Raw genomic sequence first — 16,204 nt, 5'->3', positions numbered from 1 at the left:
AAGACAGGGATGGCTGGCAGGCCGCACCGCGGCGCGCGATGCGCAGCAGTGTGCCACGAAACCGGCGGAGCGCGACGGCCGGGGCCGCCGCGTCCGCCGCCGCGTTGCCCCGCTCGCGGCGGGGCCCGTGCTGGAGACGTCCAGATGACTTCGGGATGAAGCCGGACGGCTGCCTCAGTGGTTGGGCGCCTTCGCCAGCCGGTAGCCGCTGCCGCGCACCGTCTCGATCATGTTGCTGTAGCCCCCGGGCGTGAGCGCCGCGCGCAGCCGCTTGATATGCACGTCGACGGTACGCTCTTCGACGAACACATGGTCGCCCCAGACCTGGTCGAGCAGCTGCGAGCGGCTGTGCACGCGCTCGGGATGCGTCATCAGGAAATGCAGCAGGCGGAATTCGGTCGGGCCGAGATCCAGCTTGATCGGACCGCTTTCGTCCTGGCCGGTCACGCGGTGCGTGGCCGGGTCCAGCCGCAGGCCGTTGATGGCGACCACGTCGTCGGTGAGCTGGGGCGCGCGGCGGCGCAGCACCGCCTTGATGCGCGCCAGCAGTTCCTTGGGCGAGAACGGCTTGGTCACGTAGTCGTCGGCGCCAGCCTCCAGACCCATCACCTTGTCCTGCTCCTCGCTGCGGGCGGTCAGCATGATGATGGGAATCTGCCGCGTGCGCTCGTTGTTGCGCAATTCCTTCGCGAAGACGGCGCCCGACTTGCCGGGCAGCATCCAGTCCAGCAATACGAGGTCGGGCAGCACATCGCTCATCAGCGACAGTGCCTGCTCGGCGTTGTAGGCACGGATCGGATAATGGCCCGCGTGCTGCAGGTTCACCGCGATCAGTTCCGCGATGGCCGGTTCGTCTTCGACTACCAGGATGCTGCTTGGCATGTGCATGTTTCTCCGCGATGGGCGCCGGTCAGCTCAACGCTTCCCGCTCCATGTCCTCGCGCGAGGAATGGCGGACATCGGTGCCCTTGACGATGTAGATGATGAATTCGGCGATGTTCTTGGCATGGTCGCCAATGCGCTCGATCGCCTTGGCGATGAAGAGAAAATCCAGCGCCACGGAGATGGTGCGCGGGTCTTCCATCATGTACGTGATCAGCTTGCGCACGAAGGCACGGAATTCCTCGTCGATGGCCTTGTCTTCCTGCACGATGCGGGCCGCGGCCACGGTATCCAGGCGGGCGAACGCGTCCAGCGCCTGACGCAGCAGCGCCACCGCCATCGCGCCCGAGACCTTGACCTCGGAGTAGTTGATGGCGTGCGCGGCCGGATCTTCCATCATGTGCTTGGTGCGCTTGGCCACCTTCTCGGCCTCGTCGCCGGCGCGCTCCAGGTTGGTGATGGTCTTGGAGATCGCCATCACCAGGCGCAGGTCGCGCGCGGTGGGCTGGCGCCGCGCGATGATATTGCCGCAGTCCGCGTCGATCTCCAGCTCCAGCGCATTGAGGCTGTGCTCGCGCGCGATCACCTGGTCGGCCAGCGCGCCGTCGAAGTCGGCGAGCGCCTTCATGGCGACCTCGATCTGCGATTCCACCAGACCGCCCATCTGCAACAGCTTGGTGCTGATGGCGTTGAGGTCGGCGTCGAACTGGGTCGACAAATGCTTGTCCGTCATGATGTTCTCCTGGCCGCCAAGGGTTGGATCGATGCCTTGGCCTGTCGCTTGCGATCAGCCGAAACGGCCGGTGATGTAGTCTTCCGTTTCCTTGCGGTGCGGCTTGATGAAGATCTTTTCCGTCTCGCCGAACTCGATCATCTCGCCCAGATACATGTAGGCGGTGAAGTCCGAGCAGCGCGCCGCCTGTTGCATATTATGAGTGACGATCACCACGGTGTACTCGTCCTTCAGTTCCGCGATCAGTTCCTCGATGCGGCCCGTCGAGATCGGGTCCAGCGCGGAGCACGGCTCGTCCAGCAGCAGCACTTCGGGGCGGATGGCGATGCCGCGCGCGATGCACAGGCGCTGCTGCTGGCCGCCGGAGAGGCCATAGCCCGACTGGTGCAGCTTGTCCTTGGCCTCGTTCCACAGCGCCGCCTTGGTCAGCGCCCATTCCACGCGGTCGTCCATCTCGGAGCGCGACAGCTTCTCGAACAGGCGCACGCCGAAGGCGATGTTGTCGTAGATGGACATCGGGAACGGCGTCGGCTTCTGGAACACCATGCCCACCTTGGCGCGCAGCAGCGCGATGTCCTGGCGCGAGGTCAGCAGGTTCTCGCCATCCATGTTGATCTCGCCCTCGGCGCGCTGCTCCGGATAGAGCGCGTACATCTTGTTCAGCGTGCGCAGCAGGGTCGATTTGCCGCAACCGGACGGGCCGATGAAGGCCGTCACCTTGCGGTCGGGGATCGACATGTTGATGTTCTTCAGCGCATGGAACTGGCCGTAGTAGAAGTTCAGGTTGCGCACGTCGATCTTGGCGCGGACGCTGTCGGGAATATCGATGACGGTGGAGGTCATGCTTGTGTCTCGCTTGGAATCTGTTGGAGTCGGACCGGTGGCGGACGCCGCCGCATGGTGGCGCCCGGCGCTTCCCGTCTTACTTCTTGAACAGCACGCGTGCCAGGATGTTCAGGGCCAGCACGCCCAGGGTAATCAGGAACACCCCCGCCCAGGCAAGCTGCTGCCATTCGGTGAAGGGACTCATGGCGAAGCGGAAGATCGTCACCGGCAGGTTGGCCATCGGCTTGTTCAGGTCCGTCGTCCAGAACTGGTTCGACAGCGCGGTGAACAGCAGCGGCGCCGTTTCGCCGGCGATGCGCGCCACCGCCAGCAGCACGCCGGTGATGATGCCCGCGTAGGACGACTTCACCGTGATCGACAGGACCATCTTCCACTTCGGCGTGCCCAGCGCGAAGGCGGCCTCGCGCAGCGCGTTGGGCACCAGGTTCAGCATGTTTTCGGTGGTGCGCACCACGATCGGAATCTGCAGCAGCGCCAGCGCGCAGATGCCCGCCCACGCCGAGAAATGGCCCATGCGGGTCACCACCAGCGCGTACACGAACAGGCCGATCACGATGGACGGCGCCGACAGCAGGATGTCGTTGATGAAGCGGATCAGGCTGGCGAGCGCCGACTTCTGGCCGTATTCGGCCAGGTAGATGCCGGCCAGGATGCCCAGCGGCGTGCCCAGCAGCGTGGCCATGCCGACCATCACGAAGCTGCCGTAGATGGCGTTGGCCAGGCCACCGCCGGCGGTATTCGGCGCCGGCGTCATCTCGGTGAACAGCTCCCACGACAGGCCGCCGATGCCCAGGCTCACCGTGGTCCACAGGATCCACGCCAGCCAGAACAGGCCGAAGGCCATCGCGGCCAGCGAAGCGGTCAGCGCGTAGACATTGATGCGGCGGCGGCGCGCCTGCAGGCGGGTGCGCACGGCGTCCGCATCGGCCCGCACGGCGGGAATGGACGAGGCCGTTGCCGGCGACGCGGTAGCGGTGGCTTGGTTCATTTCGTGCCCTCATTCTTGGCAAGGCGCATCAGCAGGACCTTCGACAGCGCCAGCACCACGAAGGTGATGAAGAACAGGATCAGGCCCAGCTCCATCAGCGCGGCGGTATGCAGGCCCGCGCCGGCCTCGGCGAATTCGTTGGCGAGCGCCGAGGTGATGCTATTGCCGGGGGAAAACAGCGAGACGTTGTCCAGCAGATTGGTGTTGCCGATCACGAAGGTCACGGCCATGGTCTCGCCCAGCGCCCGGCCCAGGCCGAGCATGATGCCGCCGATCACACCGGCGCGCGTGTAGGGCAGCACCACGTTCCACATGACTTCCCACGTCGTGCAGCCCACGCCGTAGGCCGATTCCTTCAGCAGCACCGGCGTGACCTCGAACACGTCGCGCATCACCGCGGCGATGTAGGGAATGATCATGATCGCCAGGATCACGCCCGCGCACAGCAGGCCGATGCCCAGCGGCGCCCCCTGGAACAGCTTGCCGATCAGCGGCAGCTGGCCGACGGTGTTGGCGAGCGGCTTCTGGAAGTACTCCCCGAACAGCGGCGCGAACACCAGCAGGCCCCACATGCCGTAGACGATGGAAGGCACCGCGGCCAGCAGTTCGATCGCCGTGCCCAGCGGGCGGCGCAGCCACGCGGGCGACAGCTCGGTGAGGAACAGCGCGATGCCGAAGCTCACCGGCACGGCGATGATCAGCGCGATCAGGCTGGTGACGATGGTGCCGTAGATGGGTACCAGCGCACCGTAGACGTCGGCCGGCGGATCCCACTCCGACGACCACAGGAAACTGATGCCGAACGCCTGGATCGAGGGCCAGGCGCTGACGGCCAGAGAAATGATGATGCCCCCGAGCAGGAGCAGCGTCACGATCGCGGCGCCGCGCGTCAGGCCACCGAACAGCAGGTCGCCGGTACGGCTGGGTGCGCGCACGGCTGGAAAATCGGTCGGAGTCGCCATGGTGATCGAGAACGTTCGGTTCGGAGAAGCGCCCTAGCGGGCGAGCGATGGTGCGATAAGGCGGGACGGTGGGCCCTGCCGCCCGGAACACGCACGGGCAGGCAGGGCTCGGGCGCCGCTTAGTTGAACACGGCCTTGCCGGACGCGTCCTTGACGCTGTTCGACCAGGTGGCGCGGATCTGCTTGACCACGGCCTCGGGCATCGGCACGTAGTCCAGGTCCGACGCCATCGTGCCGCCGTTCTTGTAGGCCCAGTCGAAGAACTTCAGCACTTCGGTGCCCTGCTCCGGCTTCGCCTGGCTCTTGTGGACCAGGACGAAGGTGGCGCCCGCGATCGGCCAGGCGTCCTTGCCGGGCTGCTCGGTCAGGATCTGGTAGTACGTCTTGCTCCAGTCCGCACCGGCGGCGGCGGCCTTGAAGGAGTCGTCGCTCGGCTGAACCACCGCGCCCGAAGCATTCTTCATGTTCAGGTGGGTCATCTTGTTCTGCTTGGCGTAGGCGTACTCGACGTAGCCGATCGCACCGTTCAGGCGCTGCACGAAGGCGGCCACGCCTTCATTGCCCTTGCCGCCCGTGCCGCCACCCGGCCAGTTCACCGTGGTGCCTTCGCCCACCGAGTTCTTCCAGTCCGCGCTGACCTTGGACAGGTAGTTGGTGAAGATGAAGGTGGTGCCCGAACCGTCGGCGCGGCGCACCGGCAGGATGTCCTGGCTCGGCAGCTTGGCGTTGGGGTTCAGCGCCTTGATCGCGGGATCGTCCCACTTCTTGATCTTGCCGAGGTAGATGTTGGCGAGCACTTCGCCGTTGATGGTCAGGTCGCCCGGCTTGAAGCCTTGCAGGTTGACCACGGGGACCACGCCGCCGATGACCGTCGGGAACTGGACCAGACCGTCCTTGGCCAGTTGCTCGTCCTTCAGGGGAGCGTCCGAGGCGCCGAAATCGACCGTCTTGGCATTGATCTGCTTGATGCCGCCCGACGAACCGATGGATTGATAGTTGACCTTGTTACCCGTTGCCTTTTGGTAGGCGTCGGCCCACTTGGAATAGACGGGCGCGGGGAAAGACGCGCCTGCACCGGTGATTTCTGCCGCAAACGCGGAACCCACCGTCATCAACGAAACGATGCCCGCTACGGCAGTCTTGACCAGCTTCATATGTCCTCCAGAGAACATTGGTTGGGGAATGACAGATTTTTGACATCCCGAACTTTAGGCTCTGACTGTGACAGTTCCATGACATCGCGAAATGTTCTTGAAGCCTGGCCTTAATTTTTGTTTTCTGTTTCGGTGTTATGAAAGCGCCATAAAAAAACGCCGGCTCGGCCGGCGTTTTTGTCACCAATATGTGCTCTTTCAGGCACGCAACGCATCCGCGAGCGTCTGCGCCGCGCGTTCGGCAGTCTCTACCTGCTCGGCTTCCACCATCACCCGAACCACGGGCTCCGTGCCGGAGGCCCGGATCAGGACGCGGCCCTTGCCGGCCAGTTCCGGCTCCACCGCCGCGCGGGCGGCGCTCAGGCCGGCGTGCGTCTGCCAGTCGAAGCCCTTTTCCACGCGCACGTTGATCAGCGTCTGGGGGAACAGCGACACGCCCTCCAGCATCTGCGCCAGCGTCTTGCCGCTGCGCCGCAGCGCCGCCAGCACCTGCAGCGCGGACACGATGCCGTCGCCCGTGCTATGCCGGTCCAGGCACAGCAGATGGCCCGAGCCCTCGCCCCCCACCACCCAGCCGCGCTTGTTCAGTTCCTCCAGCACGTAGCGGTCGCCCACCTTGGCGCGCACCAGCTCCACACCCTGGCGTTGCAGCGCCAGTTCGATGGCCATATTGGTCATCAGCGTGCCCACCACGCCCTGCACGGGCTGGCCGGCCGCAAGACGGTCCTGGACGATGGCGTAGAGCAGTTCGTCGCCGTTGAACAGGCGCCCGCTCGCGTCCACCATCTGCAGCCGGTCGGCATCGCCGTCGAAGGCGAGACCCAACGCCGCGCCATGGGTCTTGACCGCCTCGATCAGCTTTTCCGGCGCCGTCGCGCCGTAGCCGGCGTTGATATTGCGGCCGTCGGGCTGGTTGCCGATCGTGATGACCTCCGCGCCCAGTTCATGGAAGACGTGCGGTGCGATGTGGTACGCCGCGCCATGGGCGCAGTCCACCACCAGCTTGAGCTGATGCAGGTCCAGATCGTAGGGGAAAGTGCTCTTGCAGAACTCGATATAGCGGCCCGCCGCATCCTCGATGCGCCGCGCCCGGCCCAGGTCGTCCGAGCGCACGCAGATCATCGGCTTCTCCAGTTCCGCCTCGATCGCCAGTTCCACCTCGTCGGGCAGCTTGTCGCCGCCGGACGAGAAGAACTTGATGCCGTTGTCGTAGTAGGGATTGTGGCTGGCGGATATCACCACGCCGGCCGCCAGGCGCAGCGCCCGGGTCAGATACGCCACGCCTGGCGTGGGCAACGGCCCGGTCAGCAGCACGTGCACGCCGGCCGACGTGAAGCCGGCCTCCAGCGCCGCTTCGAGCATATAGCCGGAAATGCGCGTGTCCTTGCCGATCAGCACGGTGGGGCGGCCCTGAGACTGCTGCTTCGCGCCCAGCGCCAGCACCTTGCCGGCGGCGTAGCCCAGGCGCATCACGAAGTCCGGCGTGATCGGCGCCTCGCCTACCCTGCCCCGCACGCCATCAGTCCCGAAATATTTGCGAGTCATACGTTCCTCTCCGTATTGTTCTGCGCGGGTCACGCGCGCCGGACCAGCCCGGCTTCCGCGATCCCGCTGTGATTTTGGTTGTGGGTCGTTTGCGTTATCGATTCTCGTCGCCTCGAGGGCGGTCACTCCACGGCCGGCACGGCTTCCTGGCGCACCGCCCACCATGTCCGGATCGCGTCCACGGTGGGCTGTACGTCATGCACCCGCACGATATAGGCCCCGCGCTCCGCCGCGCACACCGCCGCCGCCACGCTGGCCGCGACGCGGCCCTGCGGCGGGCGGCCTCCCAGGATCCGGCCCAGCGTGGACTTGCGCGACAGCCCCACCAGCAGTGGCAGACCGTCCACGCCCAGGCGGGGCAACTGTCCGAGCAGGCGCAGGTTGTGATCCGGCGTCTTGCCGAAACCGAAGCCCGGGTCCAGCGTGATGCGTTCGTCGGCCACGCCGGCAGCCCGCAGCGCGGCGACCCGTTCGGCCAGAAAGGCTTGTACCTCGCCGACCACGTCGTCGTAATGGGGGTCTTCCTGCATCGTGGCGGGATCGCGCTGCATATGCATCACGCACAGCCCAGCGTCGCCCGCCGCCACCGCCTCGATGGCGCCCGGCATCCGGAAGCCCCAGATATCGTTGATCAGGTCTGCCCCCGCAGCCAGCGCGGCGCGCATGACCTCGGGCTTGTAGGTGTCGACCGAGAGCGGCTTGCCGCAATCGCGCAGCGCCTCCACGACAGGTATCACGCGCGCCAGTTCTTCGTCGAGCGGCAGGGACACGGAGCCGGGCCGGCTGGACTCGCCACCGATGTCGATGACGTCCACGCCCTCAGCGATCATCGCCTCGGCATGGCGCAGCGCGGTGTCGCGCGTGGCATGCTGCCCGCCGTCCGAAAAGGAGTCCGGCGTGACGTTCAGGATGCCCATCACCAGGGGGCGGCGGTCGAGTGCGAAGCGGTAGCGCCCGCACTGGAAGAAGGAAGTCGGCAAGATGGAACCCGTGATGGCGGGACGGCGGCCCGTGTGGCGGGCCACCGTCGGGCAAGGCGAATCAGCGGCCGCTGAACGAAAAAAGCCGGTGCGCAAGGCACCGGCTTGTCGGCAGCCGGCGCAATCAGCGCTGGCTTGCCGGTATTGCGGTCAGGCGGCGGCCGGCGCGTTCGACGGCGTGACCGGCGATCCGCCCGGGGGCGTATTGCCGCCACCGCTCGGACCCGACACTCCGCGCGGGGGACGCGGCGGCTTGCCGGCCATGATGTCGTTGACCTGCTCGGCGTCGATCGTTTCCCACTCCATCAGCGCGGCCGTCATGGCCTCGACCTTGTCGCGGTTTTCCTCGAGCAGGCGCTTGGCCAGCGCGTACTGCTCGTCGACGATCCGGCGAATTTCCGCATCGACCTTCTGCTGCGTCGCCTCGGACACGGTCTTGGAGGACATCTTGCCGAACATGCCGTCCTGCTCCGTATCCACGTACACCATGGTGCCCAGCGAATCGCTCATGCCGAAGCGGGTCACCATGTCGCGCGCCGTCTTGGTGGCGCGCTCGAAGTCGTTGGACGCGCCGGTGCTCATGGCGTTGAGGAAGACTTCCTCGGCTGCCCGGCCGCCGAACAGGATGGCGATCTCGTCCAGCATGTTGTCCTTGTACTTCGAGTACTTGTCGTGCTCCGGCAGCTGCCAGGTCACGCCAAGCGCCCAGCCGCGCGGCATGATGGTGACCTTGTGCACCGGGTCGGCCTTGGGCAGCAGCTTGGCTACCACCGCATGGCCCGACTCGTGGTACGCGGTCGCCTTGCGTTCCTCTTCGCGCATGACCGTGGACTTGCGCTCCGGACCCATGTAGATCTTGTCCTTTGCGTCCTCGAAGTCCTGCATGTCGACCACGCGCTTGTTGCGGCGGGCGGCGAACAGCGCGGCCTCGTTGACCAGGTTGGCCAGGTCGGCGCCCGAGAAGCCGGGGGTACCGCGGGCGATCACGGAGGCGTCCACATCGTTGCCGATGGGCACCTTGCGCATATGCACCTTCAGGATCTGTTCGCGGCCGCGGATATCCGGCAGGCCGACGTAGACCTGGCGGTCGAAGCGACCCGGACGCAGCAGCGCCTTGTCCAGCACGTCGGCGCGGTTGGTCGCGGCGATCACGATGACCCCCGAGTTGGCCTCGAAGCCGTCCATCTCGACCAGCATCTGGTTCAGGGTCTGCTCGCGCTCGTCGTTGCCGCCGCCCATGCCGGCGCCGCGATGGCGGCCGACCGCGTCGATTTCATCGATGAACACGATGCAGGGAGCCTGCTTCTTGGCGTTCTCGAACATGTCGCGGACACGGGCCGCGCCCACGCCGACGAACATTTCCACGAAGTCCGAACCCGAGATGCTGAAGAACGGCACCTTGGCCTCGCCGGCGATGGCGCGCGCCAGCAGCGTCTTGCCGGTGCCCGGGGGGCCGACCAGCAGCACGCCGCGGGGGATGCGGCCGCCCAGCTTCTGGAATTTCTGAGGGTCCTTCAGGAAGTCGACCAGTTCGACCACTTCTTCCTTGGATTCGTCGCAACCGGCGACGTCCTGGAAGGTGACCGCGTTCTGGTTCTCGTCGATCAGGCGCGCGCGGGACTTGCCGAACGAGAAGGCACCGCCTTTCCCGCCGCCCTGCATCTGCCGCATCATGTAGAACCAGAAGACGATGATCAGCAGGGTCGGCCCGAGGTAATACAGGGCCTGCACCAGCATATTGGGTTCGTCATCGGCCTTGCCGGTCACCTGGACGCCGTACTTCATCAGGTCGCCGACCATCCAGATGTCGCCCGGCGAGATGATGGTGTACTTCTGCCCTTCCTTCGGGGAGACCACCAGATTCCGGCCCTGCACGTCGACCCGGCTCACCTTGCCGTTCTTGGCGTCCTCCATGAACTGCGAGTAGGTGACGCCTTCCTGCGCACGGGGCTTGTCGAACTGCTTGAAGACGGTAAACAACACCAGCGCGATCACGAGCCAGATTGCCGCCTTTTGAAACAGGTTGTTATTCAAGGCCGAACTCCTTTGCAAATGCCTTGCCAACGGATAGCTGCATTGCATTGTAATGCAGCGCCCGCCCCGAAGGGCGAATAGCGTTTTTATCGGACCGATAGGCGGCCCGATAGTGCCGGGTTCAACCCACGGTCTTCAATTGACGACCCAGAATGAAGGTTTCGGACGACTTGTCGCGCGACGCCTTGGGCTTACGCTTGGCTACCGTCTTGAACTGGCGCTTGAACTTCTCCACGATCTGGCTGTAGCCGCTGCCGTGGAAGCACTTTACCAGCAATGCTCCGTCGGGCTTCAGGTGGGCCTGGGCAAATTCGAGCGCCAGGTCGCACAGATATTCCATGCGCGCCGCGTCCGCCGAGGCCACGCCCGATAGGTTGGGGGCCATATCGGATAAAACAAGGTCGATCTTGCGGCCGCCCGAGGCCTCCAGCACGATGGCCTCCAACTGGCGGAACACCTCTTCCTCGCGGAAATCGCCCTGGATGAAGGACACGTCGGCCACCGGCTCCATCGGCAGCATGTCGATGGCGATCACCGCCCCGTCGATATGTCCATCCCGGGCGCGGGACGACGCCGCCAGCTTGTTGCGCACATATTGGCTCCAGCTACCGGGCGCGGCGCCCAGGTCCACGATGACCTGCCCCGGCTGGATCAGCTTGTCGACCTCGTCGATCTCCTTGAGCTTGTAGGCGGCGCGGGCGCGATAGCCCTCGCGCTGCGCCATTTTGACGTAGGGGTCGTTGATATGGTCGTGCAGCCACGACTGATTGAACTTGTTTTTGGCCATTCCAGAATGCCTGCTTGGGATCCGCGGTACCCATCCCGCCCGTGCCGTGCGGCGCCGTGCGATTTTTTCCCCGCCTTTTTCCCTGTCCTGCCGATTTTGCCGCCCGGCCGCGCCGGTTTGACGGATAATACGCGCCGTTGCGCAAACCCTGCGCCTTACCAGCCGCCTGGCTGCCCGCTCGCCCCGTTTGGATGCGCCTGCCGGTCAGCCCCATATTCAGCGCGCCTCACGCGCCCCGTTACCCTACTATGCCTGCCATTCAATTGATTCCCGCCCAGCGCTCCGAGCTTCGCTCGCGCGCCCATGGCCTGAACCCCGTCGTGATGATCGGTGCCGAGGGCCTGACCCCGGCCGTCCTGGCCGAGATCGACCGCAGCCTCGCCTCGCACGACCTGATCAAGATCCGCGTGTTCGGCGACGAGCGCGAGACGCGCATCGCGATGTATGAAGAAATCTGCGACCGCCTGGACGCCGCCCCGATCCAGCATATCGGCAAGCTGCTGGTGGTCTGGCGCCCCGGGCCGGCCCGCCTGAAGGAGAACAAGCCGCAGGACCTGGGCCGGATGGCCCCCCGCGGTGGCGCCGCCCCGCGCACGGTCACCGTGCGCAAACCCAGCGCCGCGCCGAATCGCCGCCCTACCCGCTCCACGGTCACCGTCCTCGGCAACGAGCGCGTCACCGCCGGCGGCAACGTCAAGCGCGCCAAGACCCGGCAGGCCAGCCCCAAAAAGAAGGCGCTCGACTGAGCGCCCGCGTTCCGGGCGGCCGGCGCAACGCCGCCGCCCCGGCCTGACCTGCGGGCCTTACTCGCCCGACGCCCGCGGCGCGGAACTGCGCCACACCAGCGCCAGCGCCAGCAGGCTGTGCAGCAGATAGAAGCCGCTGGAGACGCCGTGCAGCATGCCGAACTGGCCGCGGTACGGGGAAGCGGAAACCGCCATCCCCAGCGCCGCCGCCTTCTGCCGCAGGCTCTCCATGAACGGCTGGATGCCGAAATACCCCACCAGCACGCAGCACAACATGCCAAGCACCAGCCAGCGCAGCGCGCGGTAGCGCTCGGCGCCGCGGCGGATCATCACGTTGCACAGCGCCAGTTGCAGCACGCCGACGACGACCCCGAGAATGGCCTGGCTGCGGAACAAATGCCCCGCCACCATGCCGGCCATCTCGCGGGCCGGGAGCACGGAGAACAGCGTGGGCGCCACCATGTAGCCGGTGGTCCACAGGCTGCCCGCCCACACCACCGTCAACAGCAGAAAGAGCCGGTGCGGCAGCGGCGATTCGTGGGCATAGGAAGAGGAGAACACGGCGCGCCCGTCGTCAGACGTAGCGGACGGTAATCACCTCGTACTCGCGTTCGCCGCCCGGGGCCACCACGGTGGCCACGTCGCCTTCGAACTTGCCGATCAATGCGCGCGCGATGGGCGAGCTGACGGAAATCTTGCCGTTGTCCAGGTCCGCCTCGTCCTCGCCGACGATCTGGTAGCTGACCGGCTTGCCGGACTCGAGGTCCTCGAGGTCGACGGTGGCGCCGAACACGATGCGGCCATCGGTGTCGAGCTGGGTCGGGTCGATGATCTGGGCGGCCGACAGCTTCGCTTCGACCTCCATGATCCGGCCCTCGATGAACGCCTGCTTTTCCTTGGCGGCGTCGTACTCCGCATTCTCGGACAGATCGCCCTGGGCACGCGCTTCCGCAATGGCATTGATCACCGCGGGACGTTCGACGGCCTTCAGGCGTTGCAGCTCCTGCTTCAGGAGTTCTGCGCCGCGCTTGGTAATCGGAATCGTGCTCATGTCTTCGTTAGGCAAAAAAATGAGCCGCAGCGGAGCAGGAATCATGCATCCGGACAGGTCGGGTGCGACATCGCTCGACATCGCAATCACAACGACATAGGGCCGGAGGCACTTCCGCTCAACCGCGGCTTTGGGTTGAATCGGCGTCTGGGACGCCTTGGTTTTGCCGGTAGTTTAGGCCAAGAAGTCCGCCGGCAGCAACTGCGGCGGACTCCCCGGCAATGCCGGCGGGGGCTCAGGCCAGCGAGGCGTGCAGGCCCTGCAGGTCGTAGACCTCCAGGCTCTGCATGTGCTTGAGGCCCTCGACCGCGGCGCGCGCGCCGGCGATGGTGGTGTAGTACGGCACCCGGTTGGCAAGCGCCGAGATGCGGATCGAACGCGAATCGGCGATCGCCGTGCGGGTCTCGTCGACGGTGGTGAACACCAGCGCGAGCTCGCCGTTCTTGATCATGTCGACGATATGCGGACGGCCGTCCTTGACCTTGTTCACCACGCGCACCGGAATGCCCGCGGCCTCGATGGCCGAGGCGGTGCCGCGCGTGGCCACGATCGGATAGCCCATGTCGTGCAGCATGCGGGCGACGCCGACGGCGTGCGGCTTGTCGCTGTCCTTGACGGTCAGCAGCACCGTGCCGCGCTCGGGCAGGCGCGAACCGGCGGCGAGCTGGCTCTTGAACAGCGCCTCGCCGAAGGTCGTGCCCACGCCCATCACCTCGCCGGTGGAGCGCATTTCGGGTCCGAGCACCGGATCCACGCCCGGGAACTTGTTGAACGGGAACACCGCTTCCTTGACGCTGAAGTAGTGCGGCACCACCTCGTCGCCCACGCCCTGCTCGTCCAGCGACTGGCCGGCCATGCAGCGCGCGGCGATCTTGGCCAGCGACAGGCCGGTGGCCTTGGACACGTACGGCACCGTGCGCGACGCGCGCGGATTGACTTCGAGCACGTAGACGATGTCCTTGCCGTCCTTCTGCTGGATGGCGAACTGCACGTTCATCAGGCCCACCACGTTCAGCGCCATCGCCATCGCGGCGGTCTGGCGCTTGAGCTCGTCGACGGTCGCCTGCGACAGCGAGTACGGCGGCAGCGAGCACGCCGAGTCGCCCGAGTGCACACCGGCCTGCTCGATATGCTCCATCACGCCGCCGATGAACACGCGCTTGCCGTCGCACAGGGCGTCGACATCGCACTCGATGGCGTCGTTCAGGAAACGGTCCAGCAGCACCGGCGAGTCGTTGGAGACCTTGACGGCCTCGCGCATGTAGCGCTCGAGGTCGCGCGGCTCATGGACGATTTCCATCGCGCGTCCGCCCAGCACGTACGAAGGACGCACCACCAGCGGATAGCCGATTTCCGCCGCCAGCTTCAGCGCCTGGTCCTCGGTGCGCGCGGTGCGGTTGGGCGGTTGCAGCAGGTCCAGCTTCTGCAGCAGCTTCTGGAAGCGCTCGCGATCCTCGGCCGCGTCGATCATGTCGGGGCTGGTGCCGATGATGGGCACGCCGTTGGCTTCCAGGTCCAGCGCCAGCTTCAGCGGGGTCTGGCCGCCGTACTGCACGATGACGCCGACCGGCTTTTCCTTGTCGACGATCTCGAGCACGTCCTCGAGCGTCACCGGCTCGAAGTACAGGCGGTCGGAGGTGTCGTAGTCGGTGGACACGGTCTCCGGGTTGCAGTTGACCATGATGGTCTCGTAGCCGTCCTCGCGCAGCGCCAGCGCGGCATGCACGCAGCAGTAGTCGAACTCGATGCCCTGGCCGATCCGGTTCGGGCCGCCGCCCAGCACCATGATCTTGCGGCGGTCGGTCGGGTTCGATTCGCACTCGCCATGCTCGGCCTCGTAGGTCGAGTACATGTAGGCGGTGTTGGTGGCGAACTCCGCCGCGCAGGTGTCCACGCGCTTGTAGACCGGGCGCACCTGATGCTTGATGCGCGCCTGGCGCACCGACTTGGCATCGGTCTTGAGCAACTTGGCGAGGCGCCGGTCCGAGAAGCCCTTCTGCTTCACGTGGCGCAGCTCCGCGGCCGACAGGCTGGGCAGCGTGCGGGCCTTGATCAAAGCCTCGGTCTTGACGATGTCCTCGATCTGCGCAAGGAACCACGGGTCGATCGCGGTCTCGGCGTGCACTTCCTCCAGCGACATGCCGAGGCGGAACGCGTCGCCCACGTACCAGATGCGGTCCGGGCCGGCCTCGCCGATTTCCTCGACGATCTCGTCGCGGTCGGTGGACTTCTCGTCCAGCCCGTCCACGCCCACTTCGAGGCCGCGCAGCGCCTTCTGGAACGATTCCTGGAAGGTGCGGCCCATGGCCATCACCTCGCCGACGGACTTCATCTGCGTGGTCAGGTGGCTGTCGGCCTGGGGGAACTTCTCGAAGGCGAAGCGCGGCACCTTGGTGACCACGTAATCGATCGAGGGCTCGAACGAAGCCGGGGTCTGGCCGCCGGTGATCTCGTTCTTCAGTTCGTCCAGCGTGTAGCCCACCGCCAGCTTGGCGGCGACCTTGGCGATCGGGAAGCCCGTGGCCTTGGAGGCCAGCGCCGACGAACGCGACACGCGCGGGTTCATCTCGATCACGATCATGCGGCCGTCGGCCGGGTTGATCGAGAACTGCACGTTCGAGCCGCCGGTATCGACGCCGATCTCGCGCAGCACGGCCAGCGAGGCGTTGCGCAGGATCTGGTATTCCTTGTCGGTCAGCGTCTGGGCCGGGGCCACGGTGATCGAGTCGCCGGTGTGGATGCCCATCGGGTCCAGGTTCTCGATCGAGCAGATGATGATGCAGTTGTCCGCCTTGTCGCGGACCACTTCCATCTCGTATTCCTTCCAGCCGAGCAGCGATTCCTCGATCAGCAGCTCGCGCGTGGGCGACAGGTCGAGGCCGCGCTTGCAGATCTCCTCGAACTCCTCGCGGTTGTAGGCGATGCCGCCGCCCGTGCCGCCCAGCGTGAACGAGGGGCGGATCACGATCGGATAGCCGCTGGACTGGGTCTCGCCGGCGATCTGCGCCTGCACAGACAGCGCTTCCTCCATCGAATGCGCGATGCCGGACTTGGCCGAGCCCAGTCCGATCTTGGTCATCGCTTCCTTGAACTTCTGGCGGTCTTCGGCCTTGTCGATGGCCTCCGGCGACGCGCCGATCAGCTCGACCTCGTACTTGTCCAGCACGCCATGGCGATGCAGGTCCAGCGCGCAGTTCAGCGCGGTCTGGCCGCCCATGGTCGGCAGGATCGCATCGGGACGCTCCTTGGCGATGATGCGCTCCACCACTTCCCAGGTGATCGGCTCGATATAGGTCACGTCGGCCGTGTTCGGGTCCGTCATGATCGTGGCCGGATTGGAGTTGACCAGGATGACCTTGAAGCCTTCCTCGCGCAGCGCCTTGCAGGCCTGGGCCCCGGAGTAATCGAACTCGCACGCCTGGCCGATGATGATGGGGCCCGCGCCGATGATCAGGATGCTTTTTATATCTGTGCGTTTTGGCATTGCACGCTCACT

Annotated in this window: 14 protein-coding genes; 1 reads left to right on the top strand and 13 read right to left on the bottom strand. The window is 65.9% G+C overall.

Annotation, left to right across the window (positions count from 1 at the left end; genetic code table 11):
• Positions 1-174: 174 nt before the first annotated feature.
• From phoB to LDO27_RS21880, 10 genes are all read right to left on the bottom strand, one after another.
• Positions 175-882: a phosphate regulon transcriptional regulator PhoB gene (gene phoB, locus LDO27_RS21925; RefSeq protein WP_222203753.1), complete on the bottom strand. Its 708-nt coding sequence runs from the start codon at positions 880-882 to the stop codon at positions 175-177.
• Positions 883-910: 28 nt separating this feature from the next.
• On the bottom strand, positions 911-1,615 hold the full coding sequence (gene phoU, locus LDO27_RS21920; RefSeq protein ID WP_222203755.1) for a phosphate signaling complex protein PhoU: 705 nt from the start codon (positions 1,613-1,615) through the stop codon (positions 911-913).
• A gap of 54 nt (positions 1,616-1,669) precedes the next feature.
• Positions 1,670-2,458 (bottom strand): phosphate ABC transporter ATP-binding protein PstB, encoded by a 789-nt coding sequence (gene pstB, locus LDO27_RS21915; protein ID WP_222203757.1) that lies wholly within the window; start codon positions 2,456-2,458, stop codon positions 1,670-1,672.
• 79 nt (positions 2,459-2,537) lie between these two features.
• Complete coding sequence (gene pstA / locus LDO27_RS21910; protein WP_224043974.1) at positions 2,538-3,449, bottom strand: phosphate ABC transporter permease PstA; 912 nt, start codon at positions 3,447-3,449, stop codon at positions 2,538-2,540.
• Complete coding sequence (gene pstC, locus LDO27_RS21905) at positions 3,446-4,411, bottom strand: phosphate ABC transporter permease PstC (RefSeq protein ID WP_222203761.1); 966 nt, start codon at positions 4,409-4,411, stop codon at positions 3,446-3,448. The genes pstA and pstC overlap by 4 nt, the downstream gene beginning before the upstream one ends.
• 119 nt (positions 4,412-4,530) lie before the next feature.
• Positions 4,531-5,565 (bottom strand): phosphate ABC transporter substrate-binding protein PstS, encoded by a 1,035-nt coding sequence (gene pstS, locus LDO27_RS21900; protein ID WP_222203762.1) that lies wholly within the window; start codon positions 5,563-5,565, stop codon positions 4,531-4,533.
• 198 nt (positions 5,566-5,763) lie between these two features.
• Complete coding sequence (gene glmM, locus LDO27_RS21895; RefSeq protein ID WP_222203763.1) at positions 5,764-7,110, bottom strand: phosphoglucosamine mutase; 1,347 nt, start codon at positions 7,108-7,110, stop codon at positions 5,764-5,766.
• Positions 7,111-7,232: 122 nt separating this feature from the next.
• On the bottom strand, positions 7,233-8,090 hold the full coding sequence (gene folP, locus LDO27_RS21890) for a dihydropteroate synthase (protein WP_224043971.1): 858 nt from the start codon (positions 8,088-8,090) through the stop codon (positions 7,233-7,235).
• Between the two features lie 150 nt (positions 8,091-8,240).
• A complete protein-coding gene (gene ftsH / locus LDO27_RS21885; RefSeq protein WP_222203766.1) occupies positions 8,241-10,124 on the bottom strand; it encodes an ATP-dependent zinc metalloprotease FtsH in 1,884 nt (627 codons plus the stop codon).
• A 121-nt stretch (positions 10,125-10,245) separates the two neighbouring features.
• Complete coding sequence (locus LDO27_RS21880) at positions 10,246-10,911, bottom strand: RlmE family RNA methyltransferase (protein WP_222203768.1); 666 nt, start codon at positions 10,909-10,911, stop codon at positions 10,246-10,248.
• Positions 10,912-11,159: 248 nt separating this feature from the next.
• Here LDO27_RS21880 and LDO27_RS21875 point away from each other — a divergent pair, with 248 nt between their 5' ends.
• Entirely contained in the window at positions 11,160-11,657 is a 498-nt protein-coding gene (locus LDO27_RS21875; RefSeq protein ID WP_222203769.1) for a YhbY family RNA-binding protein, read from the top strand.
• A gap of 57 nt (positions 11,658-11,714) precedes the next feature.
• Here the strand turns inward: LDO27_RS21875 and LDO27_RS21870 are convergent, their stop codons facing one another.
• From LDO27_RS21870 to carB, 3 genes are all read right to left on the bottom strand, one after another.
• Positions 11,715-12,218, bottom strand: coding sequence for a DUF4149 domain-containing protein (locus tag LDO27_RS21870; protein ID WP_222203771.1), 504 nt, complete (start codon positions 12,216-12,218; stop codon positions 11,715-11,717).
• Positions 12,219-12,231: 13 nt separating this feature from the next.
• Positions 12,232-12,708: a transcription elongation factor GreA gene (greA, locus tag LDO27_RS21865; RefSeq protein WP_224043970.1), complete on the bottom strand. Its 477-nt coding sequence runs from the start codon at positions 12,706-12,708 to the stop codon at positions 12,232-12,234.
• A gap of 235 nt (positions 12,709-12,943) precedes the next feature.
• Positions 12,944-16,192 carry a carbamoyl-phosphate synthase large subunit gene (gene carB, locus LDO27_RS21860; RefSeq protein ID WP_224043968.1) on the bottom strand — a complete coding sequence of 1,083 codons (3,249 nt, stop codon included), beginning with the start codon at positions 16,190-16,192 and terminating at the stop codon, positions 12,944-12,946.
• Between the last annotated feature and the right edge of the window lie 12 nt (positions 16,193-16,204).

It is taken from the genome of Cupriavidus respiraculi (genome assembly GCF_914271545.1).
In the GTDB taxonomy this organism is placed as follows: Bacteria; Pseudomonadota; Gammaproteobacteria; order Burkholderiales; family Burkholderiaceae; genus Cupriavidus; species Cupriavidus respiraculi.
Note: the sequence above shows the minus strand (reverse complement) of the source record. Positions and strands in the feature narration are given on the sequence as shown.

Excerpts from the sequence above, each read along its gene's own strand:
- LDO27_RS21880 (WP_222203768.1), bottom strand. The coding sequence starts at position 10,911 with ATGGCCAAAAACAAGTTCAATCAGTCGTGGCTGCACGACCATATCAAC.
- phoB (WP_222203753.1), bottom strand. The coding sequence starts at position 882 with ATGCCAAGCAGCATCCTGGTAGTCGAAGACGAACCGGCCATCGCGGAA.
- pstB (WP_222203757.1), bottom strand. The coding sequence starts at position 2,458 with ATGACCTCCACCGTCATCGATATTCCCGACAGCGTCCGCGCCAAGATC.
- pstC (WP_222203761.1), bottom strand. The coding sequence starts at position 4,411 with ATGGCGACTCCGACCGATTTTCCAGCCGTGCGCGCACCCAGCCGTACC.
- carB (WP_224043968.1), bottom strand. The coding sequence starts at position 16,192 with ATGCCAAAACGCACAGATATAAAAAGCATCCTGATCATCGGCGCGGGC.
- greA (WP_224043970.1), bottom strand. The coding sequence starts at position 12,708 with ATGAGCACGATTCCGATTACCAAGCGCGGCGCAGAACTCCTGAAGCAG.
- glmM (WP_222203763.1), bottom strand. The coding sequence starts at position 7,110 with ATGACTCGCAAATATTTCGGGACTGATGGCGTGCGGGGCAGGGTAGGC.
- pstA (WP_224043974.1), bottom strand. The coding sequence starts at position 3,449 with ATGAACCAAGCCACCGCTACCGCGTCGCCGGCAACGGCCTCGTCCATT.
- LDO27_RS21875 (WP_222203769.1), top strand. The coding sequence starts at position 11,160 with ATGCCTGCCATTCAATTGATTCCCGCCCAGCGCTCCGAGCTTCGCTCG.
- phoU (WP_222203755.1), bottom strand. The coding sequence starts at position 1,615 with ATGACGGACAAGCATTTGTCGACCCAGTTCGACGCCGACCTCAACGCC.
- pstS (WP_222203762.1), bottom strand. The coding sequence starts at position 5,565 with ATGAAGCTGGTCAAGACTGCCGTAGCGGGCATCGTTTCGTTGATGACG.